This is a genomic window from Mesorhizobium sp. WSM4850 (genome assembly GCF_055811735.1).
In genome coordinates, this window is the sequence record NZ_JBVVPV010000007.1 from 156,014 (window position 1) to 177,232 (window position 21,219).

The following is a 21,219-nucleotide window of genomic DNA, read 5'->3' on the forward strand; positions in this document are numbered from 1 at the left end:
TCCGTATCAGCCGGAACGGTTCTGCACAGATGCACCATGACAGGGCGCTCTTGCAATCCGGTTACCGCAGCCAGGCTAGCCTTTTTTCCGGGCAGCCGCAGCCGCAGCAAAACGCTCGCGCAATTCCTTGCCCTTGCCGGGCAGCGTCCTCTGGCGGGCGCGGCCGAAGGCGAGCGCATCGTCGGGCACGCTTTCGGTGATCACGCTGCCCGAAGCGATGTAGCCGCCCTTGCCGATTGCAACAGGCGCCACCAGCGACGAATTCGAGCCGACGAAAGCGCCCTCGCCGATATCGGTGAAGAACTTCGAGTAGCCGTCATAATTGCAGGTGATGGTTCCAGCGCCGATATTGGCGCCGGCGCCGACGCGGGCATCGCCGATATAGGTCAGGTGATTGACCTTGGCGCCCTCCTCGACCGTCGCCTGCTTGACCTCGCAGAAATTGCCGACCTTGGCTTTTTGCCGGAGATCGGCGCCCGGCCGCAGCCGCGCAAACGGACCAACATCGCAATTCGAAGCGATCGTGGCGCCTTCAATATGACTGAAGGCATGGATCTTGGCGCCAGTGGCGATTGTCACGCCCGGCCCAAACCAGACATTGGGCTCGACGATCGTATCGGCACCGATCTCGGTATCGTGCGAAAAGAAGACGGTTTCCGGCGCGATCAATGTGACGCCGGAGAGCATGGCTTCGCGCCGCCGGCGCGTCTGCCAGATGCCTTCCGCCGCAGCCAGTTCGGCACGGTTGTTGATGCCGAGCACATTCTCGAAGCCGGCTTCTGCAGCAACGACGTCAAAACCCTGCCCGCCGGCGATCTCGACGATGTCGGTGAGATAGTATTCGCCCTTGGCGTTGTTGTTGCCGACTTGATCGAGCAGCGTCAGCGCGTGCTTGCCGGCAACCGCCATCAGACCGCCATTGCAGAAGGTGATTTTCTTCTCCTCGTCGGTGCAGTCCTTTTCCTCGCGGATGGCGATGAGCTTGCCGCCTTTTTCGATCAGCCGGCCATAGCCGGACGGATTTGACGTGCGGAAGCCGACCACAACGACGGCAGCGCCTTCGGCCAGTTTCAGACGCGCAGCACTCAGCACCTCCGGGTCGATCAGCGGCGTGTCGCCGAACATCACGAGGATGTCGTCGTAACCTTTTGAGATCGCGTCGCGGGCCGCCAGAACGGCATGCGCCGTGCCGAGCCGCTTGTCCTGGACGAAGGTCTCCGCCCTCGGCGCGAATTTTTGCGTGGCCTTGCGCATCTCGTCCGCGCCATGGCCGATCACCAGCGCCAGATCGCCGCTACCTGCGGCTTCAGCAGCCCTCACGACATGGGCGACCATCGGCAGGCCGGCGATTGGGTGCAGCACTTTTGGCACGGCGCTTTTCATGCGCGTGCCCTCGCCGGCGGCGAGGATGACGGACAGGCAGGTTCTCTGGCTCATGGAATGCGACCGTATGAAGAGGGTTTGGAATCAAGGCATGTCTAGCCCAGAATTTCACTAGCATTTGGCGCCATGCTGCACCAATGCGGTTAAATTCCGGTGAGGTGGTCGAGCAACTGACTTTTGATCAGTAGGTCTAGGCGGGCGATCAGGTGGTTACCCTACATCTCCGGTTTCAGCTTTTGCAGCGGCTGCAGCCGCCAAGCCTTGGCGTTTGCGCGGAAATTGGCATCGGAGATGGAATGAATTCAAACAGCCACCCTGCACGACTTACGCTCCTTACGTGGAAGCATGGGCAATGATCTGGCCATTTCCTGCCAGTGATAGGTCTTTTCCGTTATATTAGCATCTGATACGTTCGCTCGGGGGGAGTTGTTCCTGCCATGCGCAGCGTTCGTTTTATCCTCATCTTATTGTTTACAGCTGTTTCGGCGGATGCGCTCGCAGATAGGCGCGTTGCGCTGGTGATGGGTAATTCGGCGTACCAAAACGTACACGGACTTCCTAACCCCACGAACGATGCCAGCGACATGACCGCCAAATTGAAAGATTTGGGCTTCGAGGTAGTGACCGGTCTGGATCTCGATTTGGCCAGGATGCGTGTCACGATACGGAACTTTATCAAGAAGCTCGATAGGGCGGACATTGCGCTGTTCTATTATTCCGGGCATGGCCTGCAGGTTAACGGCAACAATTATATGGCGCCTGTGGATGCTCACCTGTCGTCCTATGACGACCTCGATTTCGAGACACTGCCGGTGGACCTTGTTCTTGCGGCGATGGAGCGCGCTTCTAAGGTCAATCTTGTCTTCCTCGATGCCTGCCGGGACAACCCGCTCGCCGAGAATCTTGCCCGGTCGATGGGAACACGATCCGGTTCTGTGGGTCGGGGTCTAGCCAAGCTTGGCAGCGGTGTCGGTTCTCTCATCGCATTCGCAACGCAGCCGGGCAACGTGGCATTCGACGGGTCAGGTAGAAACTCCCCCTTCACAACTGCATTGCTCAGGCACCTCGGCACGCCGGGGCAGGATATCACCCGCGACCTCGTTCATGTGCGACGAGATGTGCTCGAAGCGACGTATGGAAAGCAAGTTCCATGGGACAATTCCTCGCTCACGGGCGATGTGGTGTTGAATCCTCTCCCGATTCAGGAGCCGAAGGCGGAATCCGCCCGCACGCCGGTACCAGTCGGGCCTGACAATGCGGTTGAGATCGCTTATTGGGAAACGATCAAGGACTCGGCGGACAAGAGTTTCTTTCAAGCGTACCTACAGCAATATCCGAATGGCGCGTTTGTAGCCCTAGCCAAGTTAAAGATCGACGCAATAAACAGTCGGGTCGATTTGCAACGGCAGGCGACTGAACGACAAAAGGCAGAACAAGATCGCGTGCAAGGGAGGCCTGTCGCAAAGGCTTCAGACGACGTCAAGACCGTCGCCAGGCTTGAACATCCCAATCCGGAAGTCCAACCGGAGAGGTCTTCAGTAGATTCTGATGGCTCCGGCGAACTTGCTCTTTCCACCCAGAGGGAGTTGGCCCGAATCGGATGCCTTACTGGCCAGGTCGACGGAAAATGGGGTTCCGCCAGCCAGAAAGCTTTGAACGACTATGCGAAGCGGCAAGGGATTAAGCTCGCGTCGGTCGAGCCGACGGGCTACCTTCTAAAAGGGCTGAAAGCAATTCGGGCTAGGGTCTGCCCCCTTCTTTGTGCTGACGGAATGGAGGCACGAGAGGGTCGTTGCACGGGTGCAGGGTCTGCCGGTTTAAGTGCTTTCGACGGAAGATGGGCTTTGACGAGACGTGCCACCAATTCGTTGTGCGGGTGGCGGGAGATTACAGCAAATGTTTCGATCAAAAGCGGTAAGATTTCTGCCCCAAAGTGGGAAGGAAAAATCGCGAGCGATGGCACCTTAAGAATAATACATCGCTTTGTTCACGAGGGGAAAAAAGAAAGCAATATTTTAAACGGAAAGATAAACGGTAACAGAGGTAAAGGTAAATTCTACCATGTAGGCGGAGAGTGTGCAGGCGTTGTTGAAATAGACAAAATGGCACCAATTCAGTAGCAGTATCTTTGTCGCAGATTGAGTATAGGTCAAATTCTGTGGGCCAGCATGGGTTTGCGGGTACAGACCTACCCCAACTGCCCCAGCACCGGGAAATTCTCCAGCAGCCAGTAGGATGCAGCCTGCACGCCGCCGGTCAGAAAAAGCACGCCCGCGACGACCAGCAGCGCGCCCATTGCCTTTTCGACGCGGCCGAGATGGACGCGGAATTTTGCGAGAAAGCGCATGAAGGCGCCGGAAAACAGCGCCGCGACCAGGAACGGTATGCCGAGGCCAAGCGAATAGGCGGCAAGCAGAGCCGCGCCCTCGCCGACCGTCTCGCGGCCGCCGGCCAGCGTCAGGATCGGCCCCAGCACCGGTCCGATGCAGGGTGTCCAGCCGAAGGCGAAGGCCAGTCCCATGACATAGGCGGCAACGATACTGGCCGGCTTGCCCTGCGACTGGAAGCGCGCCTCGCGCGACAGCATCGGGATGCGCAATATGCCGAGAAAGTTCAGACCCATCAGGATGATCAGCACGCCAGCCGCCATCCCCAGCGGCTCCTGCCAGACGCGCAGCAGCCGGCCAATGGTCGAGGCGCCGGCGCCCAGCGCCACGAAGACGGTCGAGAAGCCGAGAACAAAGGCGATCGAGGCAAAAAGCAGCGCGCCGCGTGCGTCGGCCTTGGCGGTGACGCCGGCATTGCCGCGGAAATCATCGACCGACACGCCGGCCATATAGCAGAGATAGGGCGGCACCAGCGGCAGCACGCAAGGCGACAGGAACGAGATCGCCCCCGCCCCGACCGCGCTGACATAGCCGATATCCAACGCCATTCCCGAACTCCTGATGGTTTGCGCTGCCATATAGCCGCGACCGCGCCGATCCGCCAATCACCATCGCGTGGCAAGTCGCAGACGGCCGCTTGCCACGCCTGTCTCGCCCGTCAACGTCGCATCATGCCGCCCGTCTCTTCAAACCAGGGCTGGCGCGTGATCGATGTTTCTCTTATATCGGCGGAAGTATTTGTCCCGTTCTCCCGGATTCATTGCCGGTTTGTCCAACGATCAGGGCAGCCGCTCTCCCTATCCAGGATAGCGGATATCACATGACGCATCCCTAGGTTGCGCGCTCAAAGCAGGACTGCATTTTGGGCGCTTCCCCTTGACCGGATGCAAAAGCACGGCCATGTGAGCGACAATTATACGAGATTTCGTCGCGCGCAGCGGAATTCTTCTGCCGCACCACAGCTGATATGAGACCTCATGGACGTCGTCGTCGTCGAATCGCCGGCCAAAGCGAAGACAATCAACAAGTACCTCGGAAAGAACTACAAGGTCCTGGCCTCGTTCGGCCACGTCCGCGATCTGCCGGCCAAGGATGGCTCGGTGCGTCCGGACGAGGATTTTGCCATGTCCTGGGCTGTCGACACCGCCTCGAGCAAACGTCTTGCCGACATCGCCAAGGCGGTCAAGGACGCCGACGGCCTGATCCTCGCCACCGACCCGGATCGCGAGGGCGAAGCCATTTCCTGGCATGTTCTGGAAGTGCTGAAGCAGAAGCGCGCGCTGAAGGACAAGCCGGTCAGCCGCGTCGTCTTCAACGCCATCACCAAATCGTCGGTGCTGGAAGCGATGGCCAATCCGCGCCAGATCGATGCGCCGCTGGTCGACGCCTATCTCGCCCGCCGCGCGCTCGACTATCTCGTCGGCTTCACGCTGTCGCCCGTGCTGTGGCGCAAGCTGCCGGGCGCCCGCTCCGCCGGCCGCGTCCAGTCGGTGGCACTGCGCCTCGTCTGCGACCGCGAATTGGAAATCGAGCGCTTCATCCGCGAGGAATACTGGCAGATCGCCGCCATTCTCGGCACGCCGCGCAAGGATAATTTCGAGGCGCGGCTGACCGCCTTCGATCGCAAAAAACTGCAAAAGCTCGACATTTCGAACAAGGCGCAGGCCGACGACATCAAGGCGATGCTGGATGGCGCGACCTTCAAGGCGCTGTCGGTCGAAGCCAAGCCGACCAGGCGCAATCCAGGCCCGCCCTTCACCACCTCGACGCTGCAGCAGGCCGCCTCCTCGCGCCTCGGTTTTTCGGCAAGCCGCACCATGCAGGTGGCGCAGCGGCTCTATGAAGGCATGGACATCGGCGGCGAGACCACCGGCCTGATCACCTATATGCGAACCGACGGCGTGCAGATGGCGCCCGAGGCGATATCAGCCGCGCGCGATGCGATCGCAAAAGAGTTCGGCCCAAAATACCTGCCCGAAAAGCCGCGCAACTACACCACCAAGGCCAAGAACGCCCAGGAAGCGCACGAAGCCATCCGCCCGACCGACTTCATGCGCACGCCGGCTTCGGTCAGGCAATATCTCGATGCCGACCAGGCGCGGCTTTACGAGATTGTCTGGAAACGCGCCATCGCCAGCCAGATGCAGCCAGCCGAGATCGAGCGCACCACGGTCGAAATCGAGGCGGTCAACGGCGCCCGCAGCGCGGAGCTTCGCGCCGTCGGTTCGGTCGTTCGCTTCGATGGCTTCATTGCCGCCTATACCGACCAGAAGGACGAGGATGCGGAAGACGAGGAAGACCGCCGTCTGCCCGAGATCCGTGCCGGCGAACAGCTCGACCGCGAGGCCATCAACGCCACCCAGCACACCACCGAACCGCCGCCGCGCTATTCGGAAGCCTCGCTGATCAAGAAGCTGGAAGAGCTCGGCATCGGCCGGCCGTCGACCTACACGGCGATCCTGAAGACGCTGGAGGACCGCGACTACGTCAGCATGGACAAGCGCAAGCTGTTGCCGCAGGCCAAGGGCCGACTGTTGTCGGCCTTCCTCGAGAGCTTCTTCGAGCGCTATGTCGAATATGACTTCACCGCCTCGCTGGAGGAAAAACTCGACGAGATTTCCGACGGCAAGCTCGCCTGGAAGGATGTGCTGCGCGATTTCTGGAAGGATTTTTCAGGCGCCGTCGCCGACATCAAGGAATTGCGCGTCACCGACGTGCTCGACGCCCTCAACGAGGAACTGGCGCCTCTGGTGTTTCCCGCACGGGAAGACGGTTCAAATCCGCGGATCTGCCCGAAATGCGGCACCGGCAACCTGTCGCTGAAGCTCGGCAAATTCGGCGCCTTTGTCGGCTGCTCGAACTATCCCGAATGCTCCTTCACCCGCCAGCTCGGCGACGCCGCCAACCCCAATGCCGAAAACGGCAATGGCGAGGATGGCACCAAGGTGCTGGGCAAGGACCCCTACACAGCGGAGGAAATCACGCTGCGCAGTGGTCGTTTCGGGCCCTATGTCCAGCGCGGCGACGGCAAGGAAGCCAAGCGCTCCAGCCTGCCCAAGGGCTGGACCGTCGATTCGATCGACCACGAAAAAGCCCTCGCCCTGCTGTCGCTGCCGCGCGACGTCGGCAAGCATCCGGAATCCGGCAAGATGATCTCGGCCGGGCTGGGGCGCTACGGTCCGTTCGTGCTGCATGACGGCACCTACGCCAATCTCGACAACATCGAGGACGTGTTCTCGATCGGTCTCAACCGCGCCGTGTCGGTGATCGCCGAGAAGCAGTTGAAAGGCCCCGGCGGTCGCAATGGCGGCACGCCCGCCGCCTTGAAGGAACTTGGCGAGCATCCGGCGGGCGGCGGCAAGATCGTCGTGCGTGACGGCAAATACGGGCCTTATGTTAATTTCGGCAAGGTCAATGCGACGCTGCCGAAGGGCAAGGACCCGCAGTCGGTGACGATCGAAGACGCGGTGGCGCTGATTGCCGAAAAGGAAGCCAAGGGCGGCAATGGCGGCAGAAAGCCCTTCCGCAAAGCGGCCGCACCTGCCAAAAAGCCTGCGGCCAAAAAACCGGCGGCCCAAAAAATGGCGGCCAAGAAAGTGGCCAACAAAAAGGGATAGTGCATCGTGGCGCGCAGGGTATCCGGAAGAAGTCATGGCGATCTGCGCACCGCCGACACCCGGGCCAAGGTCAAGGATGATTACCGGCCGTCCCGCGACGAAATCCTACGCTATATCGCCGAAAATCCGGATCGCTCAGGCAAACGCGACATCGCCAAGGCGTTCGCACTGCGCGGCGAGGACCGTATCTGGCTGAAGGACGTTTTGCGCGACTTGCAGGATGAAGGCCTGCTGACCAAGGAGCGCAAGCGGCTCGCCCGCGTCGGCTCCCTCGCCCATGTCGCCGTGCTCGACATCTTTGGCCGCGATGCCGACGGCGTGCTTTTGGCGCACCCAACCGAAGCGGTGGGCAACGGCGAGCCTCCTGTCATAGCGATACGCGTGTCGCGCGGCGGCGGCGGCCCGACACCGGGCATTGGCGACCGCGTGCTGGCCAAGACCTTTCCAACCGATGATGCGACCGGCCCTGCCTATACCGGGCGGGTGATGAAGATCTTCGAGAAGCGCACCGATGCTGTTCTCGGCGTTTTTCGCGTGCTGCAGGACGGTACCTTCCGCATCGAGCCTGTCGAAAGGCGCCAGCCGGAGCTGGTCGTCGACAAGGAATTCCAGAACGGCGCCAAGAACGGCGATCTGGTCGAGGTCGAGCCGGCGCGGGCCTCCCGCTACGGGCTGCCCAGGGCCAAGGTGCTGGCGGTGCTGGGTTCGCTGACCAGCGAAAAGGCGGTCTCGATGATCGCCATCCACGCGCACGACATTCCGCATATTTTCCCGGCAGACGTCATCGCCGAGGCGGAGGCGGTCAAACCGGCGACGCTGGCCGGCCGTGAAGACTGGCGCGACCTGCCGCTGATCACCATCGATCCGGCCGACGCCAAGGACCATGACGACGCCGTGTTCGCGACAGCAGATCCAGACGAGAAGAACCCCGGCGGCGTGGTCGTTACCGTGGCGATTGCCGATGTCGCCGCTTACGTGCGCTATGGCACCGCGCTCGACCGCGAGGCGCTGAAGCGCGGCAATTCGGTCTATTTCCCGGATCGCGTCGTGCCGATGCTGCCGGAGCGCATCTCCAACGACCTTTGTTCGCTGCGCGAAGGCCAGGACCGCCCGGCGCTGGCGGTCCGCATGACCTTTTCGGCCGATGGCCGCAAGCTCAGGCATTCGTTCCACCGCATCATGATGAAATCGGCGGCAAAACTCGCCTATCGCCAGGCGCAGGCCGCGATCGACGGCGCGCCGGACGACAAGACCGGCCCGATCCTCGACACCGTGATGAAGCCGCTGTGGGACGCTTATGCCGTGGTGAAGCGCGGTCGTGAGACGCGCCAGCCGCTCGAACTCGAACTGCCGGAGCGGAAAATCCTGCTCAAGGAGGACGGCACCGTCGACCGCGTCGTCGTGCCGGAGCGGCTCGACGCGCACAAGCTGATCGAAGAATTCATGATCCAGGCCAATGTCGCGGCGGCCGAGACGCTGGAGGCGAAACGACAGGCGCTGGTCTACCGCATCCATGACGCACCTTCGCTGGCCAAGCAGGAATCGCTGCGTGAATTCCTGCAGACGCTTGGCCTTTCGCTGGCGCGCGGCGCCCAGATGCGGCCAAACCAGTTCAACGGCATCCTGGATCGCGTCCGCGGCGCCGACCATGAGGGGCTGGTCAACGAGGTGGTGCTGCGCACGCAGATGCAGGCCGAATATTCGCCAAGCAATATCGGTCATTTCGGCCTTAACCTGAAACGCTATGCGCACTTCACCTCGCCGATCCGCAGATATGCCGACCTGATCGTGCATCGCGGGCTGATTGCCGCGCTCGGCTTCGGTGCAGGCGGACTGACGCAGGATGAAGCGGAGCGGCTGGAAGAAGTTTCTGCGCTGATCTCAGCCACCGAGCGCCGCGCCATGGCCGCCGAGCGCGACACGGTCGACCGGCTGATCGCCGCCTATCTGGCAGAGCGTGTCGACGATCGCTTCGATGCACGCATTTCGGGCGTCACCAAATCGGGACTATTTGTCCAATTGCCGCAGTATGGCGCAGATGGTTTCATTCCGGTGTCAAGTCTGGGCGGCAATTACTATATATACGACGAAACTGCCCGATCGCTTTTCGGAGAACGCACCGGCAAGGGCTATCAGCTTGCCGACCGCGTCGAGGTTCGCCTGATCGAGGTGGCGCCTATGGCCGGCGCGATGCGTTTCGAGATGCTGACCGACCCAAAGCCGCTGCCCGGCTCCAAACGGTCGTTTCACAAGGCCAAGGGCCGCGCCCGTGCGTCGCAATCGCGTCCAGGCTCGCGCGGCAGGAGACGGTAATGCCAAGCGATCTGAAAAAGAACGAACAGGTTTTCGGCGGCCAACAGCACTCGGGCCGGATCGCCCGCCCGCTGTGGACGGCGATGAAGCGTGGCGCGCTTGGCCGTTGCCCGCATTGCGGCGAGGGAAAGCTGTTTCGTGCCTTCGTCAAGACCGTCGACAAATGCGATCATTGCGGTGAGGCGCTTCATCACCACCGCGCCGACGACCTGCCGGCCTACCTGGTGGTGGCCATCGTCGGCCACATCGTGCTCGGCGCCTTCATGGGTGTCGAAGCGGCCTCCACTCTGTCCACATGGCAGCACGTCGCCATCTGGGTGCCGCTGACCATCCTCATGGCGATCGTCTTGCTGCAGCCGGTCAAGGGCGCCGTCATCGGCCTGCAATGGGCGTTCTATATGCACGGCTTCGGCGGGGAAGAAGATCAGATCGAGTCGCATCCCGAGGCTTGAAACCGAGGCTGGCGCAAATCGGCATGGCTGGACGCCACTTTCGCATCGAAGAAGATTCCGCTAGGTCGTGCGCATGGACGTTATGACCAAGGCGGAAGTCGACAAGGTTGAGCCGATCGCGCTCGACGCCAGGCCTATACGCCCGCGCGACGCCGCGACGCTGATCCTGCTCGACCGCAAGGGCGCCGAGTTCCTGGTGCTGATGGGCAGGCGCCACGCCCGTCACGCCTTCATGCCGGGGAAATTCGTCTTTCCCGGTGGCCGCACCGATCCGGCCGACAGCCGAATTCCCGTTGCTACAGCGCTGCACCCTGAGGAACAGGCGAGGCTGACCGCCGGCGTCGGCCGCACCAGCCCGGCCCGTGCCCGCGCCATCGCCCTGTCGGCGATTCGCGAGACCTATGAAGAAGCCGGCCTGCTGATCGGCCAGAAGGGCGCCTTCGCCACGACCAGGCGCGATTGGCAGGGTTTTGCCGAGCACGGCGTAAGGCCGTCGCTGGAAGCGCTACGCTTCATTGCGCGCGCCATCACCCCGCCGAACCGGGTGCGGCGCTTCGACACGCGCTTCTTCAGCGCCTGGCGCGAAGACGTCGCCGTGGAGCTGCCGGACGGCGGTCCGACCAACGAGCTGGAGGAACTGGTCTGGCTGCCGCTCGCCAAGGCCAGAGAAGCTGATGTGCCCGACATCACCAAGGCTATCCTGGGGGAGCTGGAAAAGCGACTCGTCGACGATCCGCTGCTGCGCCCCGGTGGTTCCGTGCCGTTCTACCGGCTTGTCGGCAATCGCTTCGTTCGCGAAATTCTGTAGAACATAGAGCATTCACATCCCATGACAGTCGATACCCAGCAAGAGGTCGAAGAACGCGTCCATTGGCTGCCAATGATCGCGGCGATCTCGTCGATCAGCGTCGTCGGCATCGCCATCGGCCTCGGCATGCCGCTGCTCAGCGTCATTCTCGAAACGCGTGGCCATTCGGCGTCGATGATCGGCTTCAACACCGCTGTCGCCGGCCTGGCCTCGATCGCCGGCGCACCGCTCGCCACCCCGCTGGCGATGCGGTTCGGCGTCGCCAGGACGATGCTCGCCATGATCGCCACCGGAGTGCTGGCCTTTGTCGGCTTCCATTTCGCACCGGACTTCTGGATGTGGTTTCCGCTGCGCGTCCTGCTGCACATCGCGCTGACGGTGCTTTTCATCCTGTCGGAATTCTGGATCAGCACGTCGGCGCCGCCGCACCGGCGCGGTCTCGTCCTCGGCATCTACGCCACCGTGCTGTCGCTCGGCTTTGCCGCCGGGCCGTGGCTGTTCGCCCAACTCGGCAGCGCCGGCTTCCTGCCCTTCGGCGTCATCATGGCGCTGGTGACGCTGGCCGCCATTCCAGTTCTGGCGGCACGCAACGAGAGCCCGACGATCGTCTCCAACGGCGAAACCAGCAACTTCCTGCGCTACATCTGGCTGGTGCCGACGGCGACCGCTGCGGTGCTGGTGTTCGGCGCGGTCGAGACCGGTGGCTTTGCGCTGTTTCCCGTCTATGGCAACCGCATCGGCTACTCAGAGGCCGATGCCGCCCTCCTGCTCACCATGATCGGCCTCGGCAACGTGCTGTTGCAGATCCCGCTCGGCATGATCAGCGACCGTGTCAGCGACCGCCGTTATCTGCTTCTGGCCTGTGCAACCATCGGGCTTGCCGGCACCATCTTCATGCCGCACTTCGCGCAGAACTGGCATCTGATGGCGGCGCTTCTGTTCGTCTGGGGCGGCGTCGTCGCGGCCATGTACACGATCGGCCTGGCCCATCTCGGCTCGCAGCTTTCCGGCCACGACCTGGCCTCGGCCAACGCTGCCTTCGTGCTCTGCTACGGTGTCGGCATGGTGCTCGGCCCGCAGGCGATCGGCATCGGCATGGACCTTTTCGGCCCCTCCGGTTTCGGCTGGGCGCTCGGCTTGTTCTTCGCCTTCTATATCGCGCTGGTCGGCGCCAGGCTTATCCGAAAAATCCTGTAGAAAGACCCGATCGATGCCTCAGGTGGCGCAAGGCTGCTGACATAACCGTGTCAGCAGCACCTGGGTAGATTGTCAGCAACACGCCACGAATTTGAGGATGCCGCCATGATCGACTCCGGGTTTGAAACGAAATCGCTGCGGATGGAATTGCTGCTGCTTGTGACCTTCCAGGCGCCGGCTTCCGATGTCGACCGTATCATGGAAGCGGTGGTCGCGATCGCCCCGCTCACCATGGGCAAATACGACAGCAATGCCTACCAGTCGGCGCACGGCATCGAGCGCTACCGGGCGCTCGAAGGTGCTGCTGCCGGCGCCGAGACCGAATTGCGCCGACGGCATGGCACGGTGGAAGTGTCGTTCGAACTGCCCGACGACCAGGCGTTGGCCGCCCGCATCGTCGAGGCGATCTTCCAGGTCCACACCTATCAGGAGCCGGTGATCCGCATCCAGCCGATCCTCGCCAGCCGCTCCAAGGGATTGGACGACCGCTCGAACCCGAACCGCTGGTGGAACACCACGGGAGACTGGAAGAAGGCCGCCCCAGTTAAAGAAGATGCGTAGAATCGCAAGCGGCCGGATGAGGGGTGCTCCAGCTTGGCACTGGCGGCACTCTGTCCAACACCTCTCTTCCGTCTCGGCGCTACGCGCCGATCCACCTTCTCCAACAAGGGGAGAAGGAAGAGGTCGCCTCACAGGGTTGACTTTCCGGGCGCGTTGTTTATGTGTCGCGCCAAGTTTCCCGCGTCCGGGTGTTTTCCCGTGCTCCAGCGGCCAAGACTCCACGAACATAATGGACTGATACAATGGCCAAAGCCGCAAACATCAAGATCAAGCTTCTGTCGACCGCCGACACCGGTTTCTTCTACGTCACCAGCAAGAACAGCCGCACCAAGACCGACAAGCTGTCGTTCCGCAAATACGATCCGGTCGCCAAGAAGCACGTCGAGTTCAAGGAAACCAAGATCAAGTAATCTGCTTTCCTGCCTAGACAAAAACGCCGCCCCGTGGGCGGCTTTTTTGTTTTCAACGCTCGAAAAGTCCAGCATTTCCAATGCTTGGCGCAGAGACTTGATGTCATTTTGAGGTTTGGGGGCCGGCCGGCGTTTGGCAGCGGTACGAGGAGGCCACTATGTGCCAGCGCCGGCCGGCCGACCCCACGGACCCAGGAGATGCGGCGGACCTGAATCATGGGGTATTCTTCGGATCGATCCGGCGATCTACCCCGGCGCCGATCCCGTCATTGGCCTGCACATTTGCGCAACAGCCTGTGAAAATCAACAATTTCTTAACCAAGCCCCGGCGAATCGCTTGCGTTAAGGTAAATTCCTAACCCTGTCACATTGACAGGATAATCAGACTTTTACGCCGCCTTGGCGACGACCCGGTTGCGGCCGGCGCTCTTGGCTTCGTAGAGCGCGAGGTCGGCCCGCTTCATCAGCCCGGCAACCGAGTCGACACCCTTCAGCACCGACGACACGCCGACGCTGACGGTAACCTCGATCGTCTTGCCGTCCTGACCGACGGCAAACGGCATCTGGGCGATTTCGGCGCGAATCCGCTCCGCCACCTTTTCGGCGACGGCGCCGTCCGTGTCCGGCATCACCACGACGAACTCCTCGCCACCGAAGCGGCAGGCGAGATCGATGCCGCGCACATTCTTGCGCAGCCGCCGCGCGAATTCGCGCAGCACCTCGTCGCCGCCGTCATGGCCATGCGTGTCGTTGACGGTCTTGAAGCGGTCGAGATCGGTGATCATAACCGACAGCGGCCGCCGCCGCGCCACGGCGCGGTCGAACAGTGTCTGCAGATGGCTGTCGAGGTAACGGCGATTGTGCAATCCCGTCAGCGGGTCGGTCACCGCCATCTCGATGGTCTGGGTGACGCTGGCGCGCAACTGGTCGTTGTAGCGCTTGCGGCGCACCTGCGTGCGCAGCCGCGCGGTCAATTCATGCTGGTCGATCGGACGCATCAGATAATCGTTGATGCCAAGCTCGAGGCCGCGGACGATGCGTCCCTCCTCACCCTGCTCCGCCAGAAGGATGATCGGCACGAAACGGGTGCGATCGAGCGAACGCAGTTGCGAGCAGAGCCTGAGCGGATCGAAATCGGCAAAACCCGTCGAGATCATCACGCATTCATAGGGCGTCTCGGCGGCCTGGAAGAAGCCCGCATGCGGATCGGTGGCGATGTCGAGGTCGGCGCTGCTGCGCAGCATCTTCTGGACGCGCTCAATGGAGGATTTGCGCTCGTCGATCAGCAGAACCTTCGGCGTGGTGTCCGCGGACGCGAAGTTGCGGCTCAACAGCTCCTCAATGCCGATATTGCGCGTGGTCGAGGCGCGCAGGCGCAGCTCATCGGTCAAAGTCTTCAGCCGGACCAGGCTTTTGACGCGGGTCATCAATTGCAGATCGTTGACCGGCTTGGTCAGAAAATCGTCCGCACCGGCCTCGAGGCCGCGCACCCGGTCCGAAACCTGGTCGAGCGCGGTGATCATGACAACCGGGATGTGCGACGTCGCCGGATCGCTCTTCAGCCGGCGGCAGACTTCGAACCCGTCCATGTCAGGCATCATCACGTCGAGCAATACGACATCGACCTTGCCGTTTTCACAGGTCTCGATCGCGTCCGGCCCGTTGGTGGCGGTCAGCACCTCGAAATATTCGGCAAGCAGCCGGACCTCGAGCAGCCTGACATTGGCAGGGATGTCGTCGACGACGAGGATCCGTGCAGTCATCTCATAAAGCTCCGGCTCGGCTGGAAGGGCGCATCAGGCGTCGCCCAGGTAGGATTTGATGGTTTCGATGAAACGCGGCACCGAGATCGGCTTGGAAATATAGGCTTCGCAGCCACCCTGGCGGATACGCTCCTCATCGCCTTTCATCGCGAATGCGGTGACGGCAATGACCGGGATAACATGGAGGTCGTCGTCCTCCTTCAGCCATTTGGTCACTTCCAGCCCCGACACTTCGGGCAGCTGGATGTCCATCAAAATGAGGTCCGGCTTGTGCAGTCGCGCCAGATCCAGCGCTTCCAGACCGTTGCGCGTGCGTACCGTCTCGTAACCGCTCGCTTCAATGAGGTCGCGAAAGAGCTTCATGTTGAGCTCGTTGTCCTCGACGATCATGACCTTCTTAGGCATCAAATTCCCGTCCCGGCCTGCCTTCCGCTCGAAGGATGCCGCCATGCGCCCTCGCCGGTACGCACCAAACCCTGCTCAACTCTACCGCGAGATAATTGACGAAACGGAAACCGGCTGCCGGAAAAGCTTCGGATTTCACCGCGAACTCCGCATTGCAGAGACAGATGGCTTGCCGCAGGCGACGCTTGCGATTACTGCCAAAAACAGACTCATTCAACCCACAAGAAGGTAGTGATGGCAAACCCAGGGTCAATGCGCGAGGAAGCGGAAACCATTGCCGTGAAGGCATTGGGCTTCGTCGCCGCCGATCCGGAACTTCTGCCCCGCTTCCTGGCGATCACCGGCATCGAGGCGCATTCGATCCGCCAGGCCGCCGGCGAGCCGGGATTCCTGGCCGGCGTGCTGCAGTTCATCCTCGCCCACGAGCCGACGCTCATGCGGTTCGCGGCGGAAACCGGCACGCCGCCGGCTTCCGTCGGCAGGGCGCTGCGGGCGCTGCCGCTTGGCGACGACGATCATGAGCATTCGATATAAGCAACGACCGGATCGCGAAAACGCCTACGGCGTCGTTTCTTCTTCGCCGTCGTCGCCGTCAGCATCCGCAACCGGATCGGCCGGTTTCACCATGACACCATTGACGGTGACCGAACCGTCCGGCTTGCCGTTGACGACCCATTCGATGCGGCCGTCCGGCAGCGTCTTGCCGAATCCCTTGATCGCAAGCGCCACCGGCACATATTGCGCGGCTTCCGGCTCCGACTTCGCTGCCGCCTGCAGGCTTTCCACGATCTTGTCATAGCCTGCGACATCGATGGTCACATTGGCCTCCGGCTTCATGCCGGCGAAGGTCATCTCGCCTTCCATCGCGATTTCCATATCGCCGTTTTTCACCGTGCTGTGGCCGATGACAAATTTCGGCATCCTGGCCATGAAATCAGCGGTCAAGGTATCGCCGAAGTCGGCCGGCAGCGGTGGATTCTTGTTCAGATCAAAGGCTTCGATCGCCTTCTTCGCCATGCTGTCGAGATCGATATTGGCGCCGCCGAAACTCAGATTGACATCGGTGGGCAGCAGCGCCGTGCTCCAGGCGGGCGCGAGATTGTCAGGGATCTTCAGTCCCGCGGCCCTGATCGAGTAGTTGATTGCTCCGTTCTGGGCGATGCCGTCGGTCCCGAAGCCTGTGTCCAGCTCAGTCGCCCCGAAAAGCCCGACCGGGCTTTCGACGGTGAGATCCTTGAACCCGTAGGTTCCGTCGAGCCGCTCCCACAGCGGCAGCGCGGCGAGCAGCAGCGATTTGAGCTGCGCCTGGTTGGCCTTCAGTCTGGCCTCGTCTTCATTGGCGACGGCAAATGCCAGCAGATCGAGAAGCGGCTTGGTCCGCACGCCTTTGCCGGTCGCGTTCACCGACAGCTTTGGCGATTTGATCGTGAGCGGGAATTTCAGCCCGCTCTTGGGATCGTCAAAGTCGAGCGCTTCGGCGAAATCGGCGAGCGACTGCGTCGCGGTAAAATCCACGCCGCCATTCGCAGCTTTGCTTGCGTTCATGGTGGCCGTACCGGCGCCGGTGCTCACCTTGGCGCGCTGCACGGCGTCCCGGGAATTCATCGTCATCCCGGCTATCGACTGTGTGGCGCTGGTGAAAGCCGCCAGTTCGGGATCGTAGACGCCGGAAAACTTGCCGTCTGTAATCGAGAACTGCATGCTTTGCGGGCCCTCTGGCCCCTTGAACTCGAAGGACCCGCTTTGCGACACGTCCGCCGAGACGCTCCATGTCCCGTTCCTGCCTGGCTTGACGAGCAATGCGTAGGGGCTGAAGTCGAACTTGAAGGAATTCTGCGCCGCCAGCAGGTCGACGACAGGTTTGAAGTCGACGGCGAGTTTATAGGCGTCGCCTTCCACCGAAACCTTCAGGAAGCCGCTGTCGATCGCCTTGCTGCCGAAATAGCGGGACAGATTTTCGGAGAGCTGCTTGGCACCCTCGCCGTCGACGGTCTGGCCGAAGGCAGGCGCGCTGAGCGCGAGGACAAAGACGGCCGGCAGAACACGATTCACGCAGAATCTCCGTTGCTGTTTCTGTGGTAAAAACTCCAGCCGCAACCGTAATCGGAAACCGTCGGGGTGCAATCCCCTCGTTGGGGCTGGAAGCCGGTCTATAACCAGCCTTCGCCCTCCGCGCTATCCTCCGGCATCGACAGTGGAGCTTCAGGTCGCCTTCTTCGACGTGACGAGGCAAGCGGCGCTGGCATTGAGCAGGCCCCAGCCGAAGACGTCGTCCTTGCCCGGCGCGCCGAGATCTTCCGCCGACTTGCCGAGCGCGTCTTGAATGTCGGCTGCGGTGGCGTTGCCGTTTGCAGATTTCATCAAGGCAGCGGCTGCGGTGACGAAGGGCGCCGCGAAGGAGGTGCCGGTCTTCGGCCGTGCGCCTCTGACCGACGCGGCCGTCCACACTTGGACGCCGGGAGCGGCCAGGTCGATATGCTCGCCGCGGCCGGCGCGCCTGTAGGGGCGTTTCATGCGGTCGACCGCCGTCACCGCGATCACTTCAGCATAGGCCGCCGGATAGGCAGGCCCGGCTTTTGGGCCGCCATTGCCGGCGGCGGCGACGATCACCATGCCGCGTTCGGCGAGTCTTCGGACAACCTGCTCGAGAAGCGCATTCGCAGGACCCGACAGGCTCATATTCGTCACCTGCACGCCGCGCGCCGAAAGAAGGTCGAGCGCGCGAAGCAGATCGTAGGCGTCCGAGCGGTCATCCTGGCGATCGCCCCGATGAAACGCATCGACCGCGATGAGCCTGGCGTGCGGCAGCAGGCCGGGAGTACGGCTGTCGGCGCCGCCGACAAGCAGGGCCGCGACGGCGGTGCCGTGCTGGCGGCCGGACTCGGGAACGCCGTCGTCCGACAGGCGAAGAACTTCGACCCGGCCTTTCGAGAAGGCGTCATGCGCAGGATTGATCGCGGTGTCGATAAGGCCGATCGTGACATTGCCACCGCAGCCGGCTGGCAGTCCGCTACCGGCCGGCCAGCCGATCAGGCCCGCGGCGGCGCAGTGCGGCCCGGCACATTCAGCTTCCTGTCCGGGCCGGTAGTAATGCACGAAATCTGCCGTCGACTGCGGAGCGGCATCGATGACAAGATCGCGCGCAGCCTCCAGCGGCATGTTGGGTGGAATGCGCAGCCGAATCAGCTCCGATCCAAGAAGCTGAATGTCGGCACGGTCCAGTACGGTGAAGCCGGTTGCCTGAAGCCGACCGATCTCAGCCGAATTCAGCCCGGTCGCCACGATCTGGTCCGGTACCCGAGACGGCAAAGGGGCGGCTGGCCGTTGCGCGCGCCTGCCGCTGCGCCTTGGCGGGCGCGGAAGAAACCGATCCGTCAGCGCGCGAAACAGGTTCGGGCCGGTCGATCGGCTGGACGTCGTTCGCGACCCACCGGGCGAAGCGCCGGACCGACCGCCGTCATCACCACCGCCATCGTCACCGCCACCGTCGTCATCGGCCAACGCCGATCTTGGCCCGAACTCGCCGAGCGCCAGCTGGCCGCCCGGCGCCTGAGGATCGACGAGCAATGCGACGGCGACCCAGAAAAGCAGCAGGGCTTTTGGTCTCAACCAGGAGGTGGTGCGCATGGTCTCCCTCACATTTCCGGCCGTCGCCGATTTTCAACGTCACGAGGCTAGCGGAGCTGTCCGGCAATAAGCGAGCCTTGCGAGGAACGGGCGCGGGGCCGCTTTATTCCAGAACCTGGAGCAACATGCCGGAACAAGCCGACCGCGTCCAAGATCAGCTTGTCGCTTTTCTGCCGAATCTGCGCCGGTTCGCGATTGCGCTGTGCCGGTCCCGCGACATCGCGGACGATCTTGTCCAGCGCGCCTGCGAACGGGCGCTCGCCAACGAGCAGCGTTTCGAGCCAGGGACGCGCTTCGACGCGTGGATGTTCAAGATTCTGAGAAATCTGTGGATCGACGACATCCGCAAGCGCAAGGTCGCCGGCCCGCAGGACGATATCGACGAGCGCCATGACATCGCCGGCGTTTCCGGTGAGCGCGAGATGGAGGCGCGGCTGGCGCTGAACAGCGTGGCGCAAGCCATAGGCGAGCTCGCCGCCGACCAGCGCGACGTGCTGCTTCTGGTCTGCGTCGAAGAGCTTTCCTACAAGGAGGCCGCGGAAGTCCTTGCCGTGCCGATCGGGACGGTGATGAGCAGGCTGGCCCGAGCGAGGAGGAATCTGGCGGAGGCGACTGGAATATCTTCGGCGCCCATCCGTTCTCCGGTCACAAAAGGGGCTGCAAAATGACCGAAGAGACTTTTTCGGACGAAATCCTGATGCGGTTCGCCGACGGTGAGCTTGATCCGGACATGGTCGCCAGGATCGAGCAGGCGATGGAAACGGACGACCGTCTGGTTGCCAGGATTGCTGTTTTCATCGAAACCAGAGCGCAGGCGCAGGCCGCGCTGAAGCCGCTGCTCGACGAGCCGGTTCCCGAAAAACTTGTCGCGGCCGTCGAGCAGATGATCGAGGCCAGGCGTGCCGGCGAGAAAGCGGCGACGGCATCGATATTGCCCTTCGGCAGCAGGCGCTTGGCAGGGCCTGCTTCGAGGTCTCGATGGATGCTGCCAATTGCCGCCTCTCTCGCGGCGGCAATTGGCGGCGGGCTCGCCGGCTATTGGGCAGCAGGCACCAACGAACGCACGCAGGGCGGCTTGTGGGTTGCCGGCGTCATCAGGCCGGGCCTGGCCCAAGCCCTTGAAACGGTCGAGTCCGGCAAGGAAATCAAGCTCGCCGGGATCAGCGACCGGTTCCGGGCCATCGCTACGTTCCGTAACGATTCGCAGGATTTTTGCCGCGAATTCGAAGTCGACTCGCAGGACCGCTCCACGGTGATGTCGGTCGCCTGCCGTTCCGGCGACGAATGGCGCGTCAGCTTCGCGGTCGTGGCGCCGGGCGACGCCGGAGGCTATGCCCCGGCCTCGTCGACCGAAGCCCTCGACGCCTATCTTTCGGCGATTGAAGCAGGCGCTCCGATGTCAGCCGAGGAGGAAGTCAAGGCGCTGGACGAGATCCGTCAGAAGGACCGGAAATGAAACTGCGACGGCCCGGCCCGCTCTGACCCGGCTTGCTCTGGCCCGGCTTGCTCTGAAATGGAATCCAACTTTCTTTGAATGGAATAAAGCCGGCGATCGCCCGTTACTCCGCCGGGCCGCAACTGCCGGTCCGGTCTGAAACAAGGAGTAACTACCATGACAAGACACTGGAAGCTCAAGTCGACACTGGTCGCAGGAATGGCAGCGCTCGCGAGCACCACGGCGCAGGCGAAGGAGTCTCCCGCGGCGGCGCCGGAAACCGAGCGTCCGCCGGCGGCAATGTCCAGCCAAAGCGACGGCTCCTTCATCGTCGCTGGCAACAGCTCTTCAAATTCGAGCTCCAATTCGTCGTCCAACGGTTCGTCGAATTCCAGCTCTAATTCGTCGAGCAATTCGAATTCGAACTCGTCTTCGAACTCCAGCTCCAATTCCTCGAGCAACTCGAATTCGAACTCATCGTCGAACAGTTCCTCCAACTCGAACTCGAACGGTTCGGATCGCGGGTGGTCGCGCAACTGGCGGCGTTGACGCGGGCCGGGCGATAGAGCGGCGGCGCGCTTCGACTTGTGTCCGCCGCTTCAAAACAATCCACAGACAAACGGGGGCCGGCCGGCCCCCGTTTCGCATTCGCTGGCGATTGGCATGGGCCACCACGAGTTCGTAATCTTAGGGTGGAGCAAGGAGCGAAGCGACGCGGTGCAGACCCTGGGATCCATTCCGTTACCTTGGAGCGCTGCTGCGGTGCAGAACCTTTGATCGCCGAGGGACAGCGCCCCCCTCTGTCCTGCCGGACATCTCCCCCACAAGGAGGGAGATTGGCCTTCATCACTGATTTCGCCA

The 21,219-nt window shown here is 62.3% G+C and carries 18 protein-coding genes; 11 read left to right on the forward strand and 7 right to left on the reverse strand.

The window, feature by feature from the left end:
• Positions 1–75: 75 nt before the first annotated feature.
• The gene (glmU, locus tag AC0L2Z_RS10690; protein ID WP_473476868.1) at positions 76–1,437 is read right to left on the reverse strand and encodes a bifunctional UDP-N-acetylglucosamine diphosphorylase/glucosamine-1-phosphate N-acetyltransferase GlmU; all 1,362 of its coding nucleotides are present in this window, start codon (positions 1,435–1,437) and stop codon (positions 76–78) included.
• Between the two features lie 383 nt (positions 1,438–1,820).
• Between glmU and AC0L2Z_RS10695 the strand changes: the two genes are divergently transcribed.
• Complete coding sequence (locus tag AC0L2Z_RS10695; RefSeq protein WP_473627846.1) at positions 1,821–3,503, forward strand: caspase family protein; 1,683 nt, start codon at positions 1,821–1,823, stop codon at positions 3,501–3,503.
• A gap of 68 nt (positions 3,504–3,571) precedes the next feature.
• Here the strand turns inward: AC0L2Z_RS10695 and AC0L2Z_RS10700 are convergent, their stop codons facing one another.
• The gene (locus AC0L2Z_RS10700) at positions 3,572–4,318 is read right to left on the reverse strand and encodes a cytochrome c biogenesis CcdA family protein (RefSeq protein ID WP_023801091.1); all 747 of its coding nucleotides are present in this window, start codon (positions 4,316–4,318) and stop codon (positions 3,572–3,574) included.
• Positions 4,319–4,747: 429 nt separating this feature from the next.
• Here AC0L2Z_RS10700 and topA point away from each other — a divergent pair, with 429 nt between their 5' ends.
• The 7 genes from topA (at position 4,748) to rpmG (ending at position 13,128) form a co-directional block, all read left to right on the forward strand.
• Positions 4,748–7,387, forward strand: a complete 2,640-nt coding sequence (gene topA / locus AC0L2Z_RS10705; RefSeq protein ID WP_128168997.1) for a type I DNA topoisomerase — start codon at positions 4,748–4,750, stop codon at positions 7,385–7,387.
• 6 nt (positions 7,388–7,393) lie between these two features.
• Entirely contained in the window at positions 7,394–9,700 is a 2,307-nt protein-coding gene (gene rnr, locus AC0L2Z_RS10710; protein ID WP_473627847.1) for a ribonuclease R, read from the forward strand.
• Positions 9,700–10,152, forward strand: coding sequence for a DUF983 domain-containing protein (locus tag AC0L2Z_RS10715; RefSeq protein WP_023801088.1), 453 nt, complete (start codon positions 9,700–9,702; stop codon positions 10,150–10,152). The genes rnr and AC0L2Z_RS10715 overlap by 1 nt, the downstream gene beginning before the upstream one ends.
• A gap of 73 nt (positions 10,153–10,225) precedes the next feature.
• Complete coding sequence (locus AC0L2Z_RS10720; RefSeq protein ID WP_287213208.1) at positions 10,226–10,960, forward strand: NUDIX hydrolase; 735 nt, start codon at positions 10,226–10,228, stop codon at positions 10,958–10,960.
• 21 nt (positions 10,961–10,981) lie between these two features.
• Entirely contained in the window at positions 10,982–12,157 is a 1,176-nt protein-coding gene (locus tag AC0L2Z_RS10725; RefSeq protein ID WP_023801086.1) for an MFS transporter, read from the forward strand.
• A 105-nt stretch (positions 12,158–12,262) separates the two neighbouring features.
• Positions 12,263–12,718 carry a hypothetical protein gene (locus AC0L2Z_RS10730; protein ID WP_287228542.1) on the forward strand — a complete coding sequence of 152 codons (456 nt, stop codon included), beginning with the start codon at positions 12,263–12,265 and terminating at the stop codon, positions 12,716–12,718.
• 242 nt (positions 12,719–12,960) lie between these two features.
• Positions 12,961–13,128, forward strand: a complete 168-nt coding sequence (gene rpmG, locus AC0L2Z_RS10735) for a 50S ribosomal protein L33 (protein WP_006201775.1) — start codon at positions 12,961–12,963, stop codon at positions 13,126–13,128.
• Between the two features lie 389 nt (positions 13,129–13,517).
• Here the strand turns inward: rpmG and AC0L2Z_RS10740 are convergent, their stop codons facing one another.
• Both AC0L2Z_RS10740 and AC0L2Z_RS10745 read right to left on the reverse strand, forming a co-directional pair.
• The gene (locus AC0L2Z_RS10740; RefSeq protein WP_023801084.1) at positions 13,518–14,891 is read right to left on the reverse strand and encodes a PleD family two-component system response regulator; all 1,374 of its coding nucleotides are present in this window, start codon (positions 14,889–14,891) and stop codon (positions 13,518–13,520) included.
• Positions 14,892–14,924: 33 nt separating this feature from the next.
• Positions 14,925–15,281, reverse strand: coding sequence for a response regulator (locus tag AC0L2Z_RS10745; RefSeq protein ID WP_287247952.1), 357 nt, complete (start codon positions 15,279–15,281; stop codon positions 14,925–14,927).
• A 249-nt stretch (positions 15,282–15,530) separates the two neighbouring features.
• Between AC0L2Z_RS10745 and AC0L2Z_RS10750 the strand changes: the two genes are divergently transcribed.
• Complete coding sequence (locus AC0L2Z_RS10750) at positions 15,531–15,830, forward strand: DUF3572 domain-containing protein (protein WP_128168995.1); 300 nt, start codon at positions 15,531–15,533, stop codon at positions 15,828–15,830.
• Positions 15,831–15,854: 24 nt separating this feature from the next.
• On the opposite strand, the gene AC0L2Z_RS10755 is transcribed toward AC0L2Z_RS10750, so the two are convergent.
• On the reverse strand, positions 15,855–17,348 hold the full coding sequence (locus AC0L2Z_RS10755) for a hypothetical protein (protein WP_473627849.1): 1,494 nt from the start codon (positions 17,346–17,348) through the stop codon (positions 15,855–15,857).
• Positions 17,349–17,498: 150 nt separating this feature from the next.
• Positions 17,499–18,923, reverse strand: a complete 1,425-nt coding sequence (locus tag AC0L2Z_RS10760) for a S8 family serine peptidase (protein ID WP_473627850.1) — start codon at positions 18,921–18,923, stop codon at positions 17,499–17,501.
• A gap of 125 nt (positions 18,924–19,048) precedes the next feature.
• On the opposite strand from AC0L2Z_RS10760, the gene AC0L2Z_RS10765 reads away from it, so the two are divergent.
• Complete coding sequence (locus AC0L2Z_RS10765; RefSeq protein WP_473627852.1) at positions 19,049–19,591, forward strand: RNA polymerase sigma factor; 543 nt, start codon at positions 19,049–19,051, stop codon at positions 19,589–19,591.
• The gene (locus AC0L2Z_RS10770) at positions 19,588–20,379 is read left to right on the forward strand and encodes an anti-sigma factor family protein (protein WP_473627853.1); all 792 of its coding nucleotides are present in this window, start codon (positions 19,588–19,590) and stop codon (positions 20,377–20,379) included. Before AC0L2Z_RS10765 ends, AC0L2Z_RS10770 begins: the two co-directional genes overlap by 4 nt.
• On the opposite strand, the gene AC0L2Z_RS10775 is transcribed toward AC0L2Z_RS10770, so the two are convergent.
• Positions 20,361–20,855 (reverse strand): hypothetical protein, encoded by a 495-nt coding sequence (locus tag AC0L2Z_RS10775; RefSeq protein WP_473627855.1) that lies wholly within the window; start codon positions 20,853–20,855, stop codon positions 20,361–20,363. The genes AC0L2Z_RS10770 and AC0L2Z_RS10775 overlap by 19 nt on opposite strands.
• Between the last annotated feature and the right edge of the window lie 364 nt (positions 20,856–21,219).

Bases quoted from the DNA above. Each gene is read 5' to 3' on its own strand.
- glmU (WP_473476868.1), bottom strand. From the start codon at position 1,437: ATGAGCCAGAGAACCTGCCTGTCCGTCATCCTCGCCGCCGGCGAGGGC.
- AC0L2Z_RS10695 (WP_473627846.1), top strand. From the start codon at position 1,821: ATGCGCAGCGTTCGTTTTATCCTCATCTTATTGTTTACAGCTGTTTCG.
- AC0L2Z_RS10700 (WP_023801091.1), bottom strand. From the start codon at position 4,318: ATGGCGTTGGATATCGGCTATGTCAGCGCGGTCGGGGCGGGGGCGATC.
- topA (WP_128168997.1), top strand. From the start codon at position 4,748: ATGGACGTCGTCGTCGTCGAATCGCCGGCCAAAGCGAAGACAATCAAC.
- AC0L2Z_RS10715 (WP_023801088.1), top strand. From the start codon at position 9,700: ATGCCAAGCGATCTGAAAAAGAACGAACAGGTTTTCGGCGGCCAACAG.
- AC0L2Z_RS10720 (WP_287213208.1), top strand. From the start codon at position 10,226: ATGGACGTTATGACCAAGGCGGAAGTCGACAAGGTTGAGCCGATCGCG.
- AC0L2Z_RS10725 (WP_023801086.1), top strand. From the start codon at position 10,982: ATGACAGTCGATACCCAGCAAGAGGTCGAAGAACGCGTCCATTGGCTG.
- AC0L2Z_RS10730 (WP_287228542.1), top strand. From the start codon at position 12,263: ATGATCGACTCCGGGTTTGAAACGAAATCGCTGCGGATGGAATTGCTG.
- rpmG (WP_006201775.1), top strand. From the start codon at position 12,961: ATGGCCAAAGCCGCAAACATCAAGATCAAGCTTCTGTCGACCGCCGAC.
- AC0L2Z_RS10740 (WP_023801084.1), bottom strand. From the start codon at position 14,891: ATGACTGCACGGATCCTCGTCGTCGACGACATCCCTGCCAATGTCAGG.
- AC0L2Z_RS10745 (WP_287247952.1), bottom strand. From the start codon at position 15,281: ATGATCGTCGAGGACAACGAGCTCAACATGAAGCTCTTTCGCGACCTC.
- AC0L2Z_RS10750 (WP_128168995.1), top strand. From the start codon at position 15,531: ATGGCAAACCCAGGGTCAATGCGCGAGGAAGCGGAAACCATTGCCGTG.
- AC0L2Z_RS10760 (WP_473627850.1), bottom strand. From the start codon at position 18,923: ATGCGCACCACCTCCTGGTTGAGACCAAAAGCCCTGCTGCTTTTCTGG.
- AC0L2Z_RS10765 (WP_473627852.1), top strand. From the start codon at position 19,049: ATGCCGGAACAAGCCGACCGCGTCCAAGATCAGCTTGTCGCTTTTCTG.
- AC0L2Z_RS10770 (WP_473627853.1), top strand. From the start codon at position 19,588: ATGACCGAAGAGACTTTTTCGGACGAAATCCTGATGCGGTTCGCCGAC.